This window comes from Nocardiopsis chromatogenes YIM 90109, assembly GCF_000341185.1.
GTDB lineage: Bacteria > Actinomycetota > Actinomycetes > Streptosporangiales > Streptosporangiaceae > Nocardiopsis_A > Nocardiopsis_A chromatogenes.
Genome location: NZ_ANBH01000099.1, coordinates 1 through 18555, shown reverse-complemented (window position 1 = coordinate 18555; position 18555 = coordinate 1). Strand labels below are relative to the sequence as shown.

Below are 18555 nucleotides of genomic sequence, written 5' to 3'. Positions count from 1 at the left end.
CCGTTCTCAGCTCCGGGCCCCGGTCGGGTCGGAGGGCGCGCGGCCCTCTCCGGTACCGCCGTCCGTGCCCTCATCGGCCCCCTCCGCCGCGGCGTCCGCGGCGCCGGTCCCGTCGGCCTCCTGCTCCGCCTGCTCCTCCTGCCCGAGCGGCGGCACGTGCCGCAGCACGACCGCGACCACGACCGCGATGGCCAGCATCACGGCGGCGCTGGCCCCGGTGACCGCGTTCATGCCGGACACGAACGCGTCCCGGCCTGCGGCGACCAGCTCCCCGCCCAGGTCGGCGGGCAGGCCCTCGGCCGCGGAGAGCGCCCCGGTGAAGCTGCTGCGCGTGGTCTCCGCGGCGTCCTGGGGCACGCCCTCGGGGATGAGCCCGTCGATGCGCGCACCGTAGACGGCCGCGTTCAGCGACCCGAACACCGCGATGCCCATGGCCGCGCCGAACTCGCCGCCGGTCTCCGACATCGCCGAGGCCGAGCCGGTCTTCTCCGGCGGCGCGGAGCCCACCACCATGTCGGTTCCCAGCGCCAGCATCGGCTGCGCGCCCAGGACCGCCACGACCGAGCCCGTGATGAAGACCGCCAGCCCGGTGGAGGCGTCCATCAGCGTCAGCGACACGAACCCCGCCGCGCACAGGACCAGGCCGAAGGCGATCAGGCGGGCGGGCGGGACGCTCCTGGCCAGCATCGGGGCGCCCATCGCCCCCACCACGCTGGCGATGCCCAGCGGGACGAACCAGACCCCGGCGGCCAGCGGGTCCAGCCCCTGCACGAGCTGGAGGAACTGGGTGAAGTGGAAGGTGAAGGAGTAGAGCACCACCATGCCCAGCAGCAGCGCCACCAGGGCGCCGGTGAACGTGCGGCTCCGGAAGAGCGCCATGTCCAGCAGCGGGCTCTCCAGTACGAACTGCCGGCGCACGAACGCCCACCCGATCAGCAGGGACACCGCGACGGCCGCCAGGACCGGGAGCGAGAAGCCCCCCTTGGCGATCTCCTTGAGCCCGTACACGAACGGCAGGATGGTGCCGAGCGAGAGCGCCACGCTGAACAGGTCCAGCCGGCCGGCGGAGGAGTCGCGGTACTCCGGGAGCAGCAGCGGCCCGCCCACGACCAGCAGCACCATCACCGGCACCGCCAGCAGGAAGACCGAGCCCCACCAGAAGAACTCCAGCAGCGCCCCGCCCACGGCCGGGCCGATCACCCCGCCCAGGGTGAAGGAGGTCAGCCACACGCCGATCGCCATGGCCCGCTGCTTGGGGTTCTTGAACATCACGGTCAGCAGCGCCATGGTCGGCGGCATCAGGGTCGCACCGGCCAGCCCGAGCAGGGCCCGCGCCGCGATCAGCATCTCCGCGCTGATGGAGTAGGCGGCGATCACCGAGGTGACGCCGAACGCCGTCGCGCCGATGAGCAGCAGCCTGCGCCGCCCGATCCGGTCGCCCAGCGTTCCCATGGTGATCAGGAAGCCGGCGACCACGAAGCCGTAGATGTCCATGATCCACAGCAGCTGCGTGCTGCTCGCGTTCAGGTCGCCCCCCAGGTGGGGGATGGCCATGTAGAGCACGGTCAGGTCCAGGCTGAGCAGCATCGTGGGCAGGGCGAGCATCGTCAGCCCCGCCCATTCCTTCGGTCCGGCCCGCACCTCCTCCCGAGGCGCCGCCGCGGACGGTTCTGGGGTTGCCATGGCTTCTCCGTTTCTCGTCACGTTGTCAGCGCGTGGCCGCGGGCCGGCCGCGGCCGCCGGGCTCTTCGAGGCCGGACCCGCCGCCCTGCGGGTAGGGCGCGCGGGCGCGGCCGTCCCGGAGGGTGCGCGCCCACCACGCGAGCTGGTCCAGCAGCCTGCGCGCGCTGCCCTCGCAGCCCGCGGGGTCGGTGGGGCGGCCGCGCGGGTCGAACCGGTCCGGGTAGTTGTGGAAGCTGACGGTCTCCCGGACGTTCACCGCGTAGAGCTCGGTGAAGACCGGCTGCAGCGCCTGCACCGCGCGCAGCCCGCCGGCCGAGCCCCCGTAGGAGACGTAGCCGACCGGCTTGGTCCGCCATTCGTCCCCGTACCAGTCGATGGCGTTCTTCAGGGCGGCCGGGTAGCCGCGGTTGTACTCCGGGGTGACGATCACGAACGCGTCGGCCGCCCGCAGCCACCCGCCCAGGCTCCGCACCGCCCCGGGCACCTCGTCGCCGTCGGCCGTCAGCACGTCGGGCAGCCAGGCCTGCGCCAGGTCGATGGTGTCGACCTCGAAGGCCCCGTGGTTCCGGGCCTGTCCGGCGAACCAGTCCGCCACCACCGGGCCGAACCGCCCCTTGCGGTTGCTGCCGATGATGACCGCCACGCGCAGCGGGCTCTCGGCCATCGCGCCCCCTCTCCCTGCGGGCATCCGTGCAGGGGCCGTCCCCCGCCTGTCGCGGCCAGTGTGCGCGGCCGCCGTTCGGAAACCGTTCGGGTCCGGTTACGGCCCCTCCGAACCGGGCCGAACCCGGCCGCGGACCTGACGAACTCCGCGCGGGCGCGCTGGCCGCCGGTGCGGGACGGTGCCAGGGTGCGGGCGTCGACGATCCGCCGATCGACCGAGCCGCCGCGGCCCGGGGCCGCCCNCCGGGGCCCGCCCGCCGCGACCGGCGCGGCGGGCGGCGCGGCCGGGCGCGGCTCCACCGATCGCACGCACGGTGATTAGGCGAGGTGCACAGTGACGAGCACGATGACCCCCAGCGCGCTGGCCGACGACTCCTGCTGGACCCGGGCCGACGAGATGTTCGCGATGCTGGCGGAGTACCGCCGCAAGGAGCCCGTCGTCTGGGTGGAGGGCGACTTCCTCCCGTTCTGGCTGGTGACCCGGCACGCCGACATCACCGCCATCGAGAGCCGTCCGGCCCTGTTCACCAACCGGCCGGGGCCGATCCTGGAGTACGCCGAGCCCCCCGCGGAGACCGCGGAGGGCGACCTGTGCCCCCTGCCGCACCGGGACGGCGAGGACCACCGCGCCCACCGGGCCATCGCGCAGGGGTGGTTCAAGTACAAGAACATGCGCGACCTGGAGCCGCGGGCGGCCGAACTGGCCCGGCAGTCCGTCGACGAGCTGCTGGCGCAGGGGCCCGAGTGCGACTTCGTCGACGCCGTGGCCGCCCGGTTCCCGCTCCGGATGATCCTGTCCATCCTGGGACTGCCGGACGAGGACTACCCGCAGATGTACCGGGCCACCCAGACCATGGCCTGGGACAAGGAGCCCGAGGAGGCGTGGGACAACTGGCAGGACTGCCTGGCCCTGTTCGGCCGGGTGACCGCGGACCGCCGGGCGCGGCCCAACGGCGACATGTCCTCGGCGATCGCCAACGGGCGGGTCGGCGGGCGGCTGCTGGAGGAGCCCGACCTGACGACCTACTACATGCTCATCGCCGACGCCGGGTACGAGACGACGGCGTTCGCCATCGCCACCGGCATGTACGAGCTGCTGCGCAACCCCGACCAGCTGGAGCTGCTGCGGCGGGAGCCCGAGCGCATCCCCAACGCGGTGGAGGAGATCCTGCGCTGGAGCTCGCCGGTGCGGCACTTCCTGCGCACCGCCCAGGAGGACACCGAGGTGTCCGGGGTGAGGATCCGCAAGGGCGAGCGGGTGATGCTCTCCTACCCCTCGGCCAACCGGGACGAGGAGGTCTTCGCCGACTCCGAACGGTTCGACGTCACCCGCGAGGACGCCGGGCGGCACCTCTCCTTCGGCGGGCACGGCCCGCACCACTGCATCGGGGCGCCGCTCAGCCGCATGGAGATGCGGCTGTTCTTCACCGAGCTGCTGAAGCGCACCGAGGCCATCGAGGCGGCCGGGGAGCCGGAGTTCAAGGGGTCGGCCTTCCTCGGCGGCGTGAAGTCGCTGCCCGTCCGCGTCACGGCCGCCGCGGAGCCCGCGCGGACCTGACATACCCCCGCCTCTCCGGTGGGGCGGCGCCGCGCCGATGCCGACAGTGGGCCCCGGACGCGCCGCCGCAGCGCCGCCGCAGCACCTTCGGCGCGGCCCCGGGGCCGCGCCGGCCGTCCCGCCGGACGCCCCTGAGATCACGACCGGGAAGGAACCCCATGACCGTGGCGAACGACCAGAACACGGACGCCCTGATTTCGGACGACGCCGTCGAGCTGTACCGGAGCCGGGGTTTCATCAACGTCCCCGGGCTCCTGACGCCCGAGGAGGTCAGCGAGCAGCTGGCCGACGCCGAGCGGCAGCTCGCCCGGGAGAAGACCGAGCTGTGGGAGGAGGACGAGGGGCTGGCGATGGACTGGGTCCCCGACGCCGGCCTGCGCAGCGAGGTCACCCGCAGGCTCACCTTCCACCCGAAGGTCACCGCGGTCGCCGAGCGGCTGGCCGGGGCCCCGCTCCGGCTGTTCAAGAGCGAGCTGTTCCGCAAGCCGGCCGGGGGGAGGTCCGCTCCCACCCCGATGCACCACGACGAGCCCTCGCACCCGATCGAGGGGCGGCCGATCACCCTGACCGCCTGGGTGGCGCTGGTGGACGTGCCGGTGGAGCGGGGCTGCATGTCGTTCATCCCCGGCTCCCACAAGCTGGTCACGCCCAAGGAGGACGACGACGGGATGTCCCCGCTGGAGCGGTGGCCGCACTTCGCCTGGGAGGAGCGGACGACGGTGCCGATGCGCGCGGGCGACGTGCACTTCCACCACGCCCGGGTCATCCACTCGGCGGGCGCCAACGACACCGACACCACCCGCGTCTCCCTGGCCTCGATCTACATGGACGCCGAAGCCGTCTACCGGCCCAACTTCGTCTACAGCTACCTCTTCCCCGACGACGACCTGGGCGGTCTGAAGCCGGGCGAGCAGGTCCTCGGCGAGCGGTTCCCGCTCGCCCGGTCCGGCGCCTGACGGCGCGCCGCCGGGCGCGCGGTCCGGCCGCCCCGGCGGGGCGGTCCGGCCGTGCGCCCGGCGGCCATGACGGATTCACACCCGCACGGGTGAGCCCGCCACTATGGCGGAGCGCTACCGGACGAACACAATGGGGCCGTCGTGGGCCCCGCCGAGCGGTCCGGGGACCGGGCACCGGCCGCGCGGCTCGGCCGTCCCGGACGCCCGTGCCCTGAGAGTGCCCGAGAGATCGAGGGAAATGAGCATGACGGAGACCGACCGCCTCCGTGTCGCCGTGATCATCGGCAGCACCCGCAAGGACCGGTTCGGACCGACGCCGGCGCGCTGGATCACCTCCGTGGCCGACCAGCGCGGCGACATCGAGACCGACCTGATCGACCTGGCCGAGGCCGACCTTCCGCACGTCCTTCCGGGAGACGACCACGATGCGGAGATGCCCGAGGCCGTCACCGCCCTGGCTCCCCGGCTCGCCGCGGCCGACGCCTACATCGTGGTCACGCCGGTGTACAACCGCGGCTACCCGGCGTCCCTGAAGAACGCCGTCGACTGGTTCTTCTACGAGTGGGGGGCCAAGCCGGTCGGCTTCGTCTCCTACGGCGGGATCAGCGGCGGGCTCAACGCGGTGGAGCAGCTGCGCACCGTCTTCAACGAGCTGCACGCGACGACCATCCGCAACACCATCAGCTTCGCCGACTTCCCGGACAAGTTCGACGACCAGGGGCGCCCCACCGACACCGAGGGGGCCGAGACGGCCGCCAAGGACTTCCTGGACCAGCTCTCCTGGTGGGCGTACGGGCTGCGGGAGGCCCGCGCCAAGCGCCCCTACGTCTCCTGAGGCGCCGGGTCCCGGCCGTGGGCGGGCCGCGCTTCCCCTGGGGGAGCGCGGCCCGGTCCGTGCTCGGGCACCCCTGGCGGGACCGCGGAACCGCCGCCCTCGCCGCCCGCCCCGCGCCGCTCCCCGGAGGGAGGGCCCCGCTCCCTGCCCCCGGAACCGCGTCCCTGAGGTGACACAGACCGGCCGGACTCCCTCGTCACACGCCCCGGCCCGCCCGCAGACTGGTCCCGCTCGCGCCGCCGGGACGCGGGTCCGCACCCCGGCGCCGCCCGGCAAGACCCGCGTGGGCGGGTGAGGAACCGCGACGACCGCCCCAGGCGATCCCGCCGCCTCTCGGCGGTCTCGGCCGGGCCGGGCCCCGCTGCGCCCTCGCCCCCGCTCCACCGCCCTGTTCGGCCCCATTGACAGAGGTGAAGGAACATGTCGCGCAGAACCGCGGTCATCGGCGGCGGGATGGCAGGCACCGCAGCCGCGAAGAGGCTCATCGCGGCCGGACACGAGGTGGTCCTCTTCGAGGCCGCCGACGGGCTCGGCGGGCGCGCCCGGTCCTGGCACCGCCCCGAGATCGAGCCGGACGTGGGCATCAACCTCATGTACGTGAGCTTCTATCCGCGGATGAGCGCGCTCATCCGCGAATACGGGCTCGAAGAGGACCTGGTGAAGATCTCCAGCAACGTGCACATCTCCAAGCAGGGGCACGTGGTCGGGCTCTCCTCCGACTCCCCGCTCAACCTGCTCAGGTACCCGCACGCCTCGTTCCGCGACCGGGTGGCGTTCCTGCTCGCCACCCTGCGCGAGGTCCGGCGGCGCGAGGAGCTCGACCTGTTCGACCCGCTCAAGACCGAGCACCTGGACGACGGCGCCACCGCGGCCGGATACGGGGCGCGGATCACCTCCGCCGCCGGGTTCGACTACCTCCTGCGCCCGCAGATCGAGGGGTTCTGGAACTTCGCCAGCGAGGCCGTCTCGGTCGTGCACGCCCGGGCGCTGCTGGCCTGGCTGGGCGGCTCCGACTTCTATGTGCTGCGCAACGGGATGGAGGTCCTCCCCGAGCGCAACGCCGAGGGGGCCAAGGTGCGCCTGGGCCACGAGGTGACCGGACTGCGGGAGGCCGGCGGCGGGATCGCCGTCGGGTTCCGCGGCGGGGGCGGCGACGAGGGGACCGAGGAGTTCGACTCCGCCGTGGTGGCGACCCCGGCCCCGATCGCGGCGCGGATCACCGGGGAGCTGCCCGAGGCCGTGGTTCCGGCCCCGGCCCGGAGCTTCCTGGAATCCCAGGAGTACGAGCCCGCCCTGTCCATGTCCTACCTGGTCGACCCGGGAGCGCTGCCCAAGGGGGCGCACATCGTCGNCCCCGCCGCTGCGGAACATGATCACCTACGAGCGCACGCTGATCGGCGAGGACGGCGGCCGCTCGGAGAAGCTCCTGGTGTTCTGCTATCCCGGCCGGGCGAACACCCGCCGCCTGCTGGGGCAGGGCGCCGAGCGCCAGTTCGCCGAGGTCACCCCCCTGCTGAAGTCGCTGTGGCCGGACTTTCCCGAGGACCCGCGGCCGTTCCAGGCCGCCGAGCGCCCCTACGGCTTCCCGATCCCGGCCCCGGGCCGCTACCGCGCCTCCGCCCGGGTGATCCGCGAGCAGCGCGGGCCGGTGGTCTTCTGCGGCGACTACTTCAACTCCCCGACCACGGAGGCCGCGCTGCTGTCCGGGTACCGCGCGGCCGACGCGCTGACCGGGGAGCGGACGGCCTGAGCACGGGCCGCGGCGGGCGGGGCCCTGCCGGGGGCGTCACTCGGCGTCGTTGGCGAGCAGGGCGATCTGCACGCGGTTGTTCAGGTCGAGCTTGGTGAGGATGCGGGACACGTGCGTCTTCACCGTGGGCAGGCTCATGAACAGCCCCTCGGCGATCTGCGCGTTGGACGCGCCGCGGCCGATGGCCGCCGCCACCTCCCGTTCGCGGCCGCTCAGCAGCGCCAGCCGCTCGCGCGCCCGGTTCCGGCGGCGCAGCGCCTCGTCCCCGCCCCCGGCCACGTGCGCGATCAGGCGCCGGGCCACCGACGGGGACAGCACGGGCTCGCCCGCCCGCAGGCGCCGCAGCGCGCCGACGATCTCCTCCGGGCGGGTGTCCTTGAGCAGGAACCCCGCCGCGCCCGCGCGCAGGGCACGCAGCACGTGCTCGTCGGTGTCGAAGGTGGTCAGGATGATCACCTCCGGGGGGTCGGGGGCGGCGCGCAGCGCCTCGGTGGCCTCCAGGCCGTCGGTTCCGGGCATCCGGATGTCCATCAGGACCACGTCCGGGCGCAGCCGCCGGGCCAGCGCGCAGGCCGCGTCGCCGTCCCCGGCCTCCCCGGCCACCTCGACATCGGAGGCGCCGCCGAGCATCAGGGCCAGCCCGGAGCGGACCAGGGGGTCGTCGTCGACCAACAGGACCCGCGTGCGCCCGCCGCCGTCGGGGCCGGGCCCCGCGGGGGCGCCGTCGGGGGCCGGACCGTCCTGAGGGGCGCTCGTCATGCCGCCCAGGGTAGCCACGCCCGCACCGCGAATCCGCCGTCGGCACGGGGCCCATGCTCCAGTGTCCCCCCGGCCAGGGCCACCCGTTCGGACAGGCCGACCAGGCCCGCGCCCGCGCCCGCCCCGGGAGCGGCGGCGGGGGCGGGGACAGCGGCGGGGCCGCCGCCGGGCCGAGGCGGACCGGACACCACCTCGGCCTCCAGCCCGTCGCCCGGCCCACCGGCCACGCGGACCCGGACGCGCGCACCCGGTGCGTGCTTGCGCGCGTTGGTCAGGCACTCCTGGACGACGCGGTAGGCGCTGCGCCCCACCGCGCCCGGGGCCGCGCCGGGTTCGGCGACGTCCTCGTCCAACTCGACGTCCATCCCCGCGGCGCGCGACTCCTCGACCAGGGCGGCGACACCGTCCAAGCCGGGCTGCGGGCGCTCCCCCGCCCCCGCGCGCCCGGCGGCGCCGGAACCCTCCAGGGCGCCGCCGCTACCGTCGCCGTCGGACCGCAGCATGCCGATCACCTCGCGCAGGTCCTCCAGCGCCTTGTGCGCGCTGTCCCGGATCACCCCGGCGGCACCGGCGACCTCCTCGGGCGAGGCGTCGCGGCGGTACTCCAGCGCACCGGCGTGCACGCTCAGCAGGGACAGCCGGTGCCCCAGGACGTCGTGCATCTCCCGGGTGATGCGCTCGCGCTCGGCCAGCCGCGCCCGGTCGGCGAGCAGCACCGCCTCCCGCTCGGCCAGCCTGGCCCGGTCGGCCTGGGCCCGCGCCTCCCCCTCGGCGCGGACCGCGCGCTCGCGCAGCGAATCCACCAGGCTGCGGCGGGCGCGCGCGAACATCCCCCAGCCCAGCACCGCGAACGCCAGCACGCCGCCGACCGCCGTGGCGAAGAGCAGGTTGAAGGCGAAGGGGAGACCGGGCTCGGGGCGCACCGCGCCGAAGACCGCGGCGGCGGCCACCGACGCCGCACCGACCGCCGCCGCGGTGCGCGTGGGACGGCGCAGGGCCACCCCGTACAGGGCGACCAGCATCGCCCCTCCGGACAGTTCGGAGAAGGTGCTCAGGGCGACCATGAACAGGGCGGTGCCCACGGGCCACCGGCGCCGCGCCCACACCGCGAGCGCGGCCGACAGCCAGGCGAGCGTGTCGGCGGCCAGCAGCGGCTCCGGCACGTCCCGCGGCGCGCCGTCCACCGCGTGCACCACCGCCATGGCCGGCGCCCACGCCAGGACGAAGCCGAAGACGAGCACGTCCGTCGCCCACCGCCGCACCGACCGCGCCACCGCGCACCACCCCTCCGGCCGATCCCGACGCCGACCCTACCGTCGGACATTCCCCCCGCACTAGCACGGAACACACAATACGTCCGCGCCGCCCGTGATCGCCGATAACCGATCTAAATCCCAAAGGAATTCACTCAGACATAGCGGATGAGGATGCTCTCCGCTCGGGGATGCGCGCCGAATACATAACGGGTCCGCAAGGACGAAAACCCGCGCTCCCCTCTTCTTTACGGAAAAGGTTGGAGCCTGACCGTAACCGGGCACGTCCGGACTCCTCGCAGGATGATCCCGCCCCACCCTACTCGCCCCCCGGTCGCCCACCGGGACCGAATCGCACCGTGCGTGCCCCGGGGAGGGGATTTCCCCCGCTACCGCGAATACGGCCCGGCATGTCCCGAGAAAGCCGCGGGTAGGACGTCGGTCGACCGAGCGGGCCCCCTTGCGTCGGCGGATCTCCGTGCGGCCTCCCCTCCCCCGTGGAGGCGTCCGCGCGGGCATCGCGACGAACGCCCCCTGTGAAGACCTCAAACGACTGCAGAAATGGCGGTGCTCCGTGACCGAGCAGCTCGAATCCGGTACCGACCCCCAGGACGGCGGCGCTCCCCAACCCCAGCTCAGCCTCGGGACGGCCGCGGCCCGCAACCTGGCGACGACCACCAAGTCCCAGCCGCAGATGCAGGAGATCTCCTCCCGCTGGCTGCTGCGCCTGCTCCCCTGGGTCCGCACGGCGGGCGGCACCTACCGGGTGAACCGTCGGCTCAGCGCCGTGATCGGCGACGGCCGGGTCACCTTCACCACCCGCGGCGCCGAGATCTCGGTGATCCCCCAGGAACTGCGCGAGCTGCCGCTGCTGCGCGGCTTCGACGACGACGCCCTGTTGGCCGAGCTGGCCGGCCGCTTTGAACAGGCCGAGTACGAGCCCGGCCAGCCCATCGTGACCGCCGGCGAGGCCGCCGACCGGGTCCACCTGGTGGCACACGGCAAGGCCAACGAGATCGGCACCGGCGAATTCGGCGACCCGGTGGTGCTGGAGACCCTGGTCGACGGGGACCACTTCGGCGACCTGTCGCTGGTCGGCGAGGGCGACCGGTGGGAGATCACCGTCAAGGCGGTCACCCCTACCACCGTGCTCTCCCTGCCCCGGGCGGCCTTCCAGGAGGTCGCCGACCGCTCCGAGGACCTGCGCGCGCACGTCGAGGCGTTCCTGTCCGGCCTGGGCACCCCCGCGAACGAGCACGGCGAGGCCGCGATCGACATGTCCTCGGGCCACGTCGGCGAGCCCGACCTGCCCGGCACCTTCGTCGACTACGAGCTGGCGCCGCGCGAGTACGAGCTGAGCGTGGCCCAGACGGTGCTGCGGGTGCACACCCGCGTCGCCGACCTCTACAACGAGCCGATGAGCCAGGTCGGCGAGCAGCTCCGGCTGACCATCGAGGCCCTGCGCGAGCGCCAGGAGGCCGAGATGCTCACCAACCGCGACTTCGGGCTGCTGCACAACGCGGCGCTGGACCAGCGCATCCCCACCCGCACCGGGCCGCCCACCCCCGACGACATGGACGACCTGCTCAGCCTGGTGTGGAAGGAGCCGGCGTTCTTCCTGGCCCACCCCAAGGCGATCGCCGCCTTCGGCCGGGAGTGCTCCGAGCGCGGCCTGTACCCGCAGACCGTCGACCACGGCGGCCACCAGATCCCCGCCTGGCGCGGGGTGCCGATCTTCCCCTGCAACAAGATCCCGATCAGCTCCACCCGCACCTCCTCGATCATGCTCATGCGCACCGGCGAGCAGTCCCAGGGCGTGATCGGGCTGAACCAGACCGGGCTGCCGGACGAGTACGAGCCCGGCCTGTCGGTGCGGTTCATGGGCATCGACGAGAAGGCGATCATCTCCTACCTGGTGAGCACCTACTACTCGGCGGCGGTCCTGGTGCCCGACGCCCTGGGGATCCTGGAGCACGTCGAGCTCGGCCGGGAGGCCGGGTAGCACCGTGCACCCCTACCGCATCCCGCCGTTCTACGCGCTGTACCCCGCGCGGCTGAACCCCCACGTGGAGGCCGCGCGGGAGCACTCCAGAGCCTGGACCGAGGAGATGGGGATCTTCGACGACACCGGACCGGACGGCGCGCCCGTGTGGACCCGGGAGAAGTACGAGGCCCACGACTTCCCGCTCCTGGCCGCCTACACCCACCCCGACTGCGACGAGCGGCTGATGAAGCTGGCCGCCGACTGGTACGTGTGGGTGTTCTACTTCGACGACCACTTCCTGGAGATGTTCAAGCGCACCCGGGACAAGGAGGCCGCCAAGGCCTACCTGATGGGCCTGCGGGCGTACATGCCGCTCGACCCCGAGGACGGGGTGCCCGAGGCGGGCGCCCCCGTCGAGCGGTCCCTGGCCGACCTGTGGCTGCGCACCGCCCCGGGGATGTCGCGCGCCTGGCGCGAGCGGTTCCTCGGGTTCACCCGCCACCTCACCGACGAGTCGCTGCGGGAACTGGTCTCCATCGCCAAGGACGAGGTCGCCAACCCCATCGACTACCTGCAGATGCGGCGCCGGGCCGGGGGCGCCGAGTGGACCGCCGGGCTGGTGGAGGCGCTGCTGCACGCCGAGCTGCCGGCCCGGGTGGCCCGCACCCGGCCCCTGCGGGTGGTCACCGACGCCTTCGCCGACGCCGCCGGGATGCACAACGACGTGTACTCCTACGTCCGCGAGGTCGAGGAGGAGGGCGAACTCGACAACGGCGTCCTGGTGATGGACACCTTCCTGGAGTGCGGGCCGCAGCGGGCCGCCGAGGTGATGCGGGACATCGTCGGGTCGCGGATGCGCCTGATCGAGAACACCGCCGCCACCGAGCTGCCCCCGCTCTTCGCCGAGCACGCCCTCGACGACGCGGAGAAGGACCGCGTGCTGCGCTACGTCAAGGGGCTCCAGGAGTGGTTCTCCGGGACCGACGCCTGGCACCTGGAGTCGGGGCGCTACCCCGGCGCCGCGTCGGTGGCCGCCACCGAGGGCCTTCCCGTGCCCAAGGGGACGGGCACCGCGGCGGTACGGGCGGCGGCCACCGTCGCCCTGGGCTCCAGGGCGCTCGCGGCCTCGCACGGCCCGGTGCAGCGCACCCCGGCCGAGCCGGTCGAGCCGCCCGGCTTCGCGATGCCCTACCCGGCGCGCACCAGTCCCCACCTGGACCGGGTGCGGGCGCACGCCAAGGGGTGGGCCGGGGCGATGGGCATGCTGTCCCCACCGGTCTGGGACGAGGCGGCCTTCGACTCGGCCGACTACGGGCTCTTCGCCGCCCTCACCCACCCCGAGGCCGGCGCCGGGGAGCTGGAGCTGGTCGCCGACTGGCACGTGTGGGGGTTCTACCTCGACGACCTGTTCGTCCAGGAGTTCAAGCTCACCCGGGACCGCGCCGGGGCGCGCGCCTACCTGGACGGCCTCACGGCCTTCCTCCCGGAGGACCCGGAGGCGGGCCCCGCCCCGGCCGACCCGGCCCAGCGCGGCCTGGCCGACCTGTGGCGGCGCACCGCGCCCCTGCTGCCGCCGACGGCCCGGCGGTCCTTCCCTCAGGCGGTCGCCGACTTCACCGGGTCGTGGCTGTGGGAGCTGGCCAACGACGCCCAGCACCGGGTGCCCGACCCCATCGACTACATCGAGATGCGCAGGCGCACCGGCGGAACCCTGTTCTCGCTGGAGCTGGCCCGGCTGGCCGACGGGGACGGCCCCGGCGGGCCGCTGCCCGAGGACTTCCTGGCCGACGACGCGGTCCGGTCGCTGAACGAGTCCTGGGCGGACGTGGGGCCGCTGCGCAACGACATCCTGTCCTACCGCAAGGAGATGGAGGAGGAGGCCGACGTCAACAACGGCGTCCTGGTGGCACAGCGGTTCTTCGGGACCTCCGCCCAGGACGGCGCGCGGATCCTCTCGGCCGCGGCCGACGCCCGGCTGGAGGAGTTCGAGCGGGCCGCCCGCGAGGACGTCCCCGCGCTCTGCGCCGAGATGGAGCTGGGACGCGAGGCGACCGCGCGGGTGGAGCGGTACATGAACGCACTGCGCCTGTGGCTCGCCGGGGACCACGCGTGGTCCGCCGCGACGGGACGCTACCGGCCCCCGGAGGCCCAGGGGGCCCGGGGCGGCACGCCCCCGGCGCTGCGCCGCCTCCTCGGCGGCCCCCGCGGCCCGGGGACCGCCGCCGCCCGCGTCCCCCGCCCCGCCGACACCGGCCGAACGCGACTCGACGAACGGTGCGCACCTTGACCTCACCCACAGCGGAAGCAGGGGGTTCCCCCCTCACGGGCCGGGCTTCCCGTCTCACGGCCCATCGCCGCCCCGAACACACGGCGGGGGAGGCACCCACCGGTCCTCCACGGGCTCCGCGGGCCGCACCTGCCGCCGGTCCGGCGGCAGGCCCGGCCGGAGCCCGGTCATCGCCCCGGCCGGACACGCCGATCGTTCGGCCCGCGGCGGCCGTCGGCGGGCCGAACGGTCTGACCCGGCGGCGGAACGCCGCTCCCCGCCCTGCTCCACAGGCGTCCGATTCCCCACACGCACGAACGCGAAGGCCTTCGCAGAGGTGAACCGATGACCCAGACGCACGACGGTCCCGGAGCGGCGGCGGACGGTGTCCCCCCGCCCCCGCAGAGCCTGGCCACCGGGGCCGCACGGAAACTGGCCACGACCACCAAGACACCCCCGGCCACCCAGGAGACCACCCCCCGCTGGCTCTCCCGGATGCTGCCCTGGACCGACGTGCCCGGCGGCGCCTACCGGGTGAACCGCCGCCTCACCCACACCATCGGCGACGGCCGCGTCCCGATCGTCCGCGTCGGCTCCGAGCACCGGCCCCTCCCCGCGGGGCTGCGGGAACTGGCCCTGCTGCGCGGGGCCGACGAGGGGAGCGCGGCGGGGATGGAGGCGCTGACCGCGGTCGCCGACGCCTTCACCCCGGTGCGCTACCGGCCCGGCGAGACCATCGCCGAGGCCGGGTCCCCCGCCGACCGCGTGCTGCTGATCGCACACGGGAAGGTGCGGCGCACCCGCACCGGCGAGTTCGGCGACCCGGCGCACCTGGGGCTGCTGTCGTCGGGCGAGGTCGCCGGGGGCTCGGCGCTGTCCGGTCCGGCGGCGCAGGCCGAACCGTGGGCGGAGACCCTGACCGCCGCCACCGGGTGCACGGTGCTGGCGCTGGCGGCGGACGACTTCGCCGCGCTGCGCGACCGCGTCCCGGCGCTCGACGCCCTGGTGCGCCAGGCGCGCAGCGGCCCCCCGCCGCGGACCAACAAACTCGGGGAGGCGGCCGTCGCCATGGCGGCCGGGCACAGCGGGGAGCCGTCCGTCCCGGGGACGTTCGTGGACTACGACCCCTCGCCCCGCGAGTACGAGCTGGGCATCGCCCAGACGGTGCTGCGGGTGCACACCAGGGTGGCCGAGCTGTACAGCCAGCCCATGGACCAGCAGGGCGAACAGCTGCGCCTGACGGTGGACGCGCTGATGGAGCGGCGCGAGTTCGACCTGCTCAACGACCGGGGTTTCGGGCTGCTGCACAACGCCGACCCGCGACAGCGGGTGTCCACCCGCTCCGGGCCGCCCGGACCGGACGACCTGGACGAGCTGCTAAGCAGGCGCCGCAAGTCGCAGTTCTTCCTGGCGCACCCCAAGGCGATCGCCGCGTTCGGGCGCGAGTGCACCCGGCGCGGGGTGATGCCCGGGAGCGCGCGGGTGGAGGGGCAGGCGGTGATGACGTGGCGCGGGGTGCCGCTGCTGCCCAGCGACAAGATCCCGGTCAGCCGCGCCGGGACCACATCGGTCCTGGTGATGCGGACCGGCGAGTCGGACGAGGGGGTGATCGGCCTGCACCGCACCGGGCTGCCCGACGAGCACGTGCCCGGCGTGTCGGTGCGCGCCATGGACATCGGTGACCAGGCGATCCGGCGGTTCCTGGTGACCGCCTACCACTCGGTCGCGGTGCTGGTCCCCGACGCCCTGGGCGTGCTGGAGAACGTCGAACTGGGCCGGTGAGCCCGTGCCGGGGCCGTGCCCGGACTCCGGCGGCCCCGGCACGGCCCCCGGCCCGGTGCCCGCCCCGGCGATCGGAGACGGGGGCCGGGACAGGGATGCCGACGCGGCCCTGCCCCGCCGCGCCCGGCGTCCGCCGACCGCCCGGCCCCGTGAACCGGCGAACCGCGACCCGACCACGTCCACCGCGCCGACCCGTTTGGGAGGTCCCATGTCCCCCGCAGAATCCGCAACCGAGGCCGCCACCGCCGCTTCCCCCGACCCCGCCGGTCCCGCTCCGGGAACGGCCCCCGGCCGGGGGGCCGCACCGCGCCGCGCCGCCGATGTGCTGTCCGACTCCCGCGACCTGGTGGTCCCCGCCCTGCGGGAGGCCGTGGAGGGGCTGCCCCCGACGATGGGCCGCATCGCCGGGTACCACTTCGGCTGGTGCGACGGCGACGGGGTGCCGGTGGCCGAGGGCGGCGGCAAGGCGCTGCGCCCGGCGCTGGTGCTGCTGGCCGCCGAGGCCGTCGGCGGCGACGCCCGGCGGGCGCTGCCGGCCGCGGTCGCCGTGGAGCTGGTGCACAACTTCTCCCTGCTGCACGACGACGTGATGGACGGGGACACCACCCGCCGCCACCGGCCCACCGCCTGGACGGTGTTCGGCGCGGGCCCGGCGGTGCTGGCCGGGGACGCGCTGCTCACCCTGGCGTTCGAGGAGGTGTCCCGGGGCGGCTCACAGGTGGGGGCGCACCGCGCCGCCGAGGCCGGGCGGGTGCTCGCCGCCGCCGTGCAGGACCTGATCGGCGGCCAGTCGGCCGACCTCTCCTTCGAGCAGCGCGGGGACGTGGGCCTGGAGGAGTGCCTGTCCATGGCCCACGGCAAGACCGGGGCCCTGATGGCCTGCTGCACCGCGCTGGGCGCCCTGTGGGCGGGGGCGGGCCCGGCACGGGTGGGGGCGATGCACGACTTCGGCGCGGACCTGGGGCTGTGCTTCCAGATCGCCGACGACCTGCTGGGGATCTGGGGCGACCCGGAGGTGACCGGCAAGCCGGTCCACTCCGACCTGCGCAGCCGGAAGAAGACGCTGCCGGTGGTGGCGGCGGTGGCGTCGGGGACCGCGGCCGGGGACGAGCTGCACGCCCTGATGGGCGGGCACGAGCGGCTCTCCGACTCCGAGGCCGAGCACGCGGCGGGCCTCGTGGAGGAGGCGGGCGGCCGGGCGTGGGCGGCCGGGCGGGCGGACGTCCTTCTGGAGAACGCGATGGAGGCCCTGCGCACGGCGGTCCCCCACGGCCGCCACCGGGAGGAGCTGGCGTCCCTGGCCCGGCTGGCCGCCCACCGCGACGGCTAGGGCGCGTGCCGTGGACCAGATCCGTGGAAGGCACCGGCGGCGTTCGGCGGATGACGGCGCAGCGCGGGCCGTGCCCGGGCGCCGCCCGCGTGGCGGGGCCTGATCCCCGGAGCGCGCCCCGGCGGGGCGCCGCCCCGTAGGGGCCCGGCCCCTATTCCCGACGACACGGCGCGACCGGAACGCGACCGCTCCGGGCCCGGCGCGGCCCGGGCCCCTTCCGCCGAGGCGGGAGGCCGCCTCCGCGCTCTCCGCCGACCCCCGACACGACGACCCCCGAGGAGGAAGCCATGACCGTTTCCGGAGGTGCGACGGGCCTTCCGTCGCCCACGGCCGGACCGCCCCCGGGCGGCACCGGATCCACGGCGGCGCTGGTCGCCGACGTCCTCGTCCCCGACGACGGGCCGCCCGTCCCCTGCCCCGCCGCCGACCTGCTCGGCGGCACCCTCACCCGCGCCGGGATCCCGGTCCGGCGCGGACCGGTCACCCTGCCCGGCCCCGAAGGCACGGGGGCGGGGGCCGTCCTCGCCGCCGTGTTGGACGCCTCCGGGGCCGAGGGGGCCGCCAGAGAAGTCCCGGCCCCCGGCACCGGCCCCGGAGCGGGGCACGGCGCCGGGGGCGCGGACCGGGACGGCGACGGCACCGCCGCCTGGGTCGGCCTCGGGGTCGAGGTCGAGGCGGCGCACGGCGGCGCGGGCACGCGGACCGAGGAGGCCGCCCGTGCGGCGTTCTCCGCCTGGCGGGAGGTGGCCGGGCTCCCACGCCACGTGCTCCTGGCCGCGCCGCGCTCGTTCTGCGCGGGGGTGGAGCGGGCCATCGAGATCGTCGAGCGCGCGCTGGAGCAGCGCGGCTCCCCCGTCTACGTGCGCAAGCAGATCGTGCACAACACCCGCGTCGTGGCCGACCTGCAGGAGCGCGGTGCGGTCTTCGTCGACGAGCTGGACGCCGTCCCGGAGGGGGAGACGGTGGTCTTCTCGGCCCACGGGGTGTCCCCCGCCGTCCGCGAGGAGGCCGAGCGGCGCGGCCTCGACGTCATCGACGCCACCTGCCCCCTGGTCACCAAGGTGCACACCGAGGCGCGCCGGTTCGCCTCCCGCGGGGACACGGTGGTGCTCATCGGGCACGGGGGCCACGAGGAGGTCGAGGGCACCCTGGGCGAGGCGCCCTCCCGCACCGTCCTGGTGCAGACCCCTCAGGAGGCGGCCCGGCTGGAGGTGCCCGACCCCGGACGGGTCTCCTACCTCACCCAGACCACGCTCGCCGTGGACGAGACGGCCCAGATCGTGGACGTGCTCCGCGACCGCTTCCCCGACCTGCGCGGGCCCGCCTCCGACGACATCTGCTACGCCACCACCAACCGGCAGGACGCCCTGGCCGCCATCGCCTCGGAGTCCGACACGGTGCTGGTCGTCGGCTCGGACAACTCCTCCAACTCGGTGCGCCTGGTGGAGCTGGCCGAGCGGAACGGGACCCCGGCGCACCTGATCGACGGCCCCGGCGACATCCGCCCCGAGTGGCTGGCCGGTGCCCGCACGGTCGGGCTGACGGCCGGGGCCTCCGCGCCGCCCGCCCTGGTGGACGCGGTGGTCGCGGCGCTGCGCGGGCTGGGCCCGCTGTCGGTCACCGAGTACGAGACGGCGCGCGAGACCGTGCACTTCACCCTGCCCACCCCGGTGAGGCGCCGATGACGCGGGCGAACGGGACCACCCCGGAAACGGCCTCCGAGGCGGCCTCCGAGG

At 74.9% G+C, this 18555-nt stretch carries 13 protein-coding genes; 9 read left to right on the top strand and 4 right to left on the bottom strand.

The features are described 5' to 3' along the window. Positions 1-6: 6 nt before the first annotated feature. Both D476_RS32730 and D476_RS0109845 read right to left on the bottom strand, forming a co-directional pair. A complete protein-coding gene (locus D476_RS32730) occupies positions 7-1605 on the bottom strand; it encodes an MFS transporter (RefSeq protein ID WP_017623782.1) in 1599 nt (532 codons plus the stop codon). 103 nt (positions 1606-1708) lie between these two features. Beyond that, positions 1709-2347, bottom strand: a complete 639-nt coding sequence (locus D476_RS0109845; protein WP_017623781.1) for an NADPH-dependent FMN reductase — start codon at positions 2345-2347, stop codon at positions 1709-1711. Positions 2348-2680: 333 nt separating this feature from the next. Here D476_RS0109845 and D476_RS0109840 point away from each other — a divergent pair, with 333 nt between their 5' ends. From D476_RS0109840 to D476_RS36185, 4 genes are all read left to right on the top strand, one after another. Continuing rightward, positions 2681-3904 carry a cytochrome P450 gene (locus D476_RS0109840; RefSeq protein ID WP_152529297.1) on the top strand — a complete coding sequence of 408 codons (1224 nt, stop codon included), beginning with the start codon at positions 2681-2683 and terminating at the stop codon, positions 3902-3904. A 158-nt stretch (positions 3905-4062) separates the two neighbouring features. Beyond that, the gene (locus D476_RS0109835; protein ID WP_017623779.1) at positions 4063-4860 is read left to right on the top strand and encodes a phytanoyl-CoA dioxygenase family protein; all 798 of its coding nucleotides are present in this window, start codon (positions 4063-4065) and stop codon (positions 4858-4860) included. 244 nt (positions 4861-5104) lie between these two features. Next, positions 5105-5695, top strand: a complete 591-nt coding sequence (locus D476_RS0109830) for an NADPH-dependent FMN reductase (RefSeq protein WP_017623778.1) — start codon at positions 5105-5107, stop codon at positions 5693-5695. A 420-nt stretch (positions 5696-6115) separates the two neighbouring features. Next, positions 6116-7543: an FAD-dependent oxidoreductase gene (locus tag D476_RS36185; protein ID WP_083939468.1), complete on the top strand. Its 1428-nt coding sequence runs from the start codon at positions 6116-6118 to the stop codon at positions 7541-7543. Here the strand turns inward: D476_RS36185 and D476_RS0109810 are convergent. Both D476_RS0109810 and D476_RS0109805 read right to left on the bottom strand, forming a co-directional pair. After that, positions 7482-8204, bottom strand: coding sequence for a response regulator (locus tag D476_RS0109810; protein WP_017623774.1), 723 nt, complete (start codon positions 8202-8204; stop codon positions 7482-7484). The two genes, D476_RS36185 and D476_RS0109810, sit on opposite strands and share 62 nt — an antisense overlap. After that, positions 8201-9478: a sensor histidine kinase gene (locus D476_RS0109805; protein ID WP_017623773.1), complete on the bottom strand. Its 1278-nt coding sequence runs from the start codon at positions 9476-9478 to the stop codon at positions 8201-8203. The genes D476_RS0109810 and D476_RS0109805 overlap by 4 nt, the downstream gene beginning before the upstream one ends. A gap of 553 nt (positions 9479-10031) precedes the next feature. On the opposite strand from D476_RS0109805, the gene D476_RS0109800 reads away from it, so the two are divergent. The 5 genes from D476_RS0109800 (at position 10032) to ispH (ending at position 18504) form a co-directional block, all read left to right on the top strand. After that, the gene (locus D476_RS0109800) at positions 10032-11459 is read left to right on the top strand and encodes a family 2B encapsulin nanocompartment shell protein (protein ID WP_017623772.1); all 1428 of its coding nucleotides are present in this window, start codon (positions 10032-10034) and stop codon (positions 11457-11459) included. A 4-nt stretch (positions 11460-11463) separates the two neighbouring features. Next, the gene (locus D476_RS0109795; protein ID WP_017623771.1) at positions 11464-13728 is read left to right on the top strand and encodes a terpene synthase family protein; all 2265 of its coding nucleotides are present in this window, start codon (positions 11464-11466) and stop codon (positions 13726-13728) included. Between the two features lie 324 nt (positions 13729-14052). Further along, the gene (locus tag D476_RS0109790) at positions 14053-15489 is read left to right on the top strand and encodes a family 2B encapsulin nanocompartment shell protein (protein ID WP_017623770.1); all 1437 of its coding nucleotides are present in this window, start codon (positions 14053-14055) and stop codon (positions 15487-15489) included. Between the two features lie 208 nt (positions 15490-15697). Further along, a complete protein-coding gene (locus D476_RS0109785; protein ID WP_017623769.1) occupies positions 15698-16819 on the top strand; it encodes a family 2 encapsulin nanocompartment cargo protein polyprenyl transferase in 1122 nt (373 codons plus the stop codon). Positions 16820-17583: 764 nt separating this feature from the next. Further along, positions 17584-18504 (top strand): 4-hydroxy-3-methylbut-2-enyl diphosphate reductase, encoded by a 921-nt coding sequence (gene ispH, locus D476_RS0109780; protein ID WP_204366970.1) that lies wholly within the window; start codon positions 17584-17586, stop codon positions 18502-18504. Positions 18505-18555 lie beyond the last annotated feature (51 nt).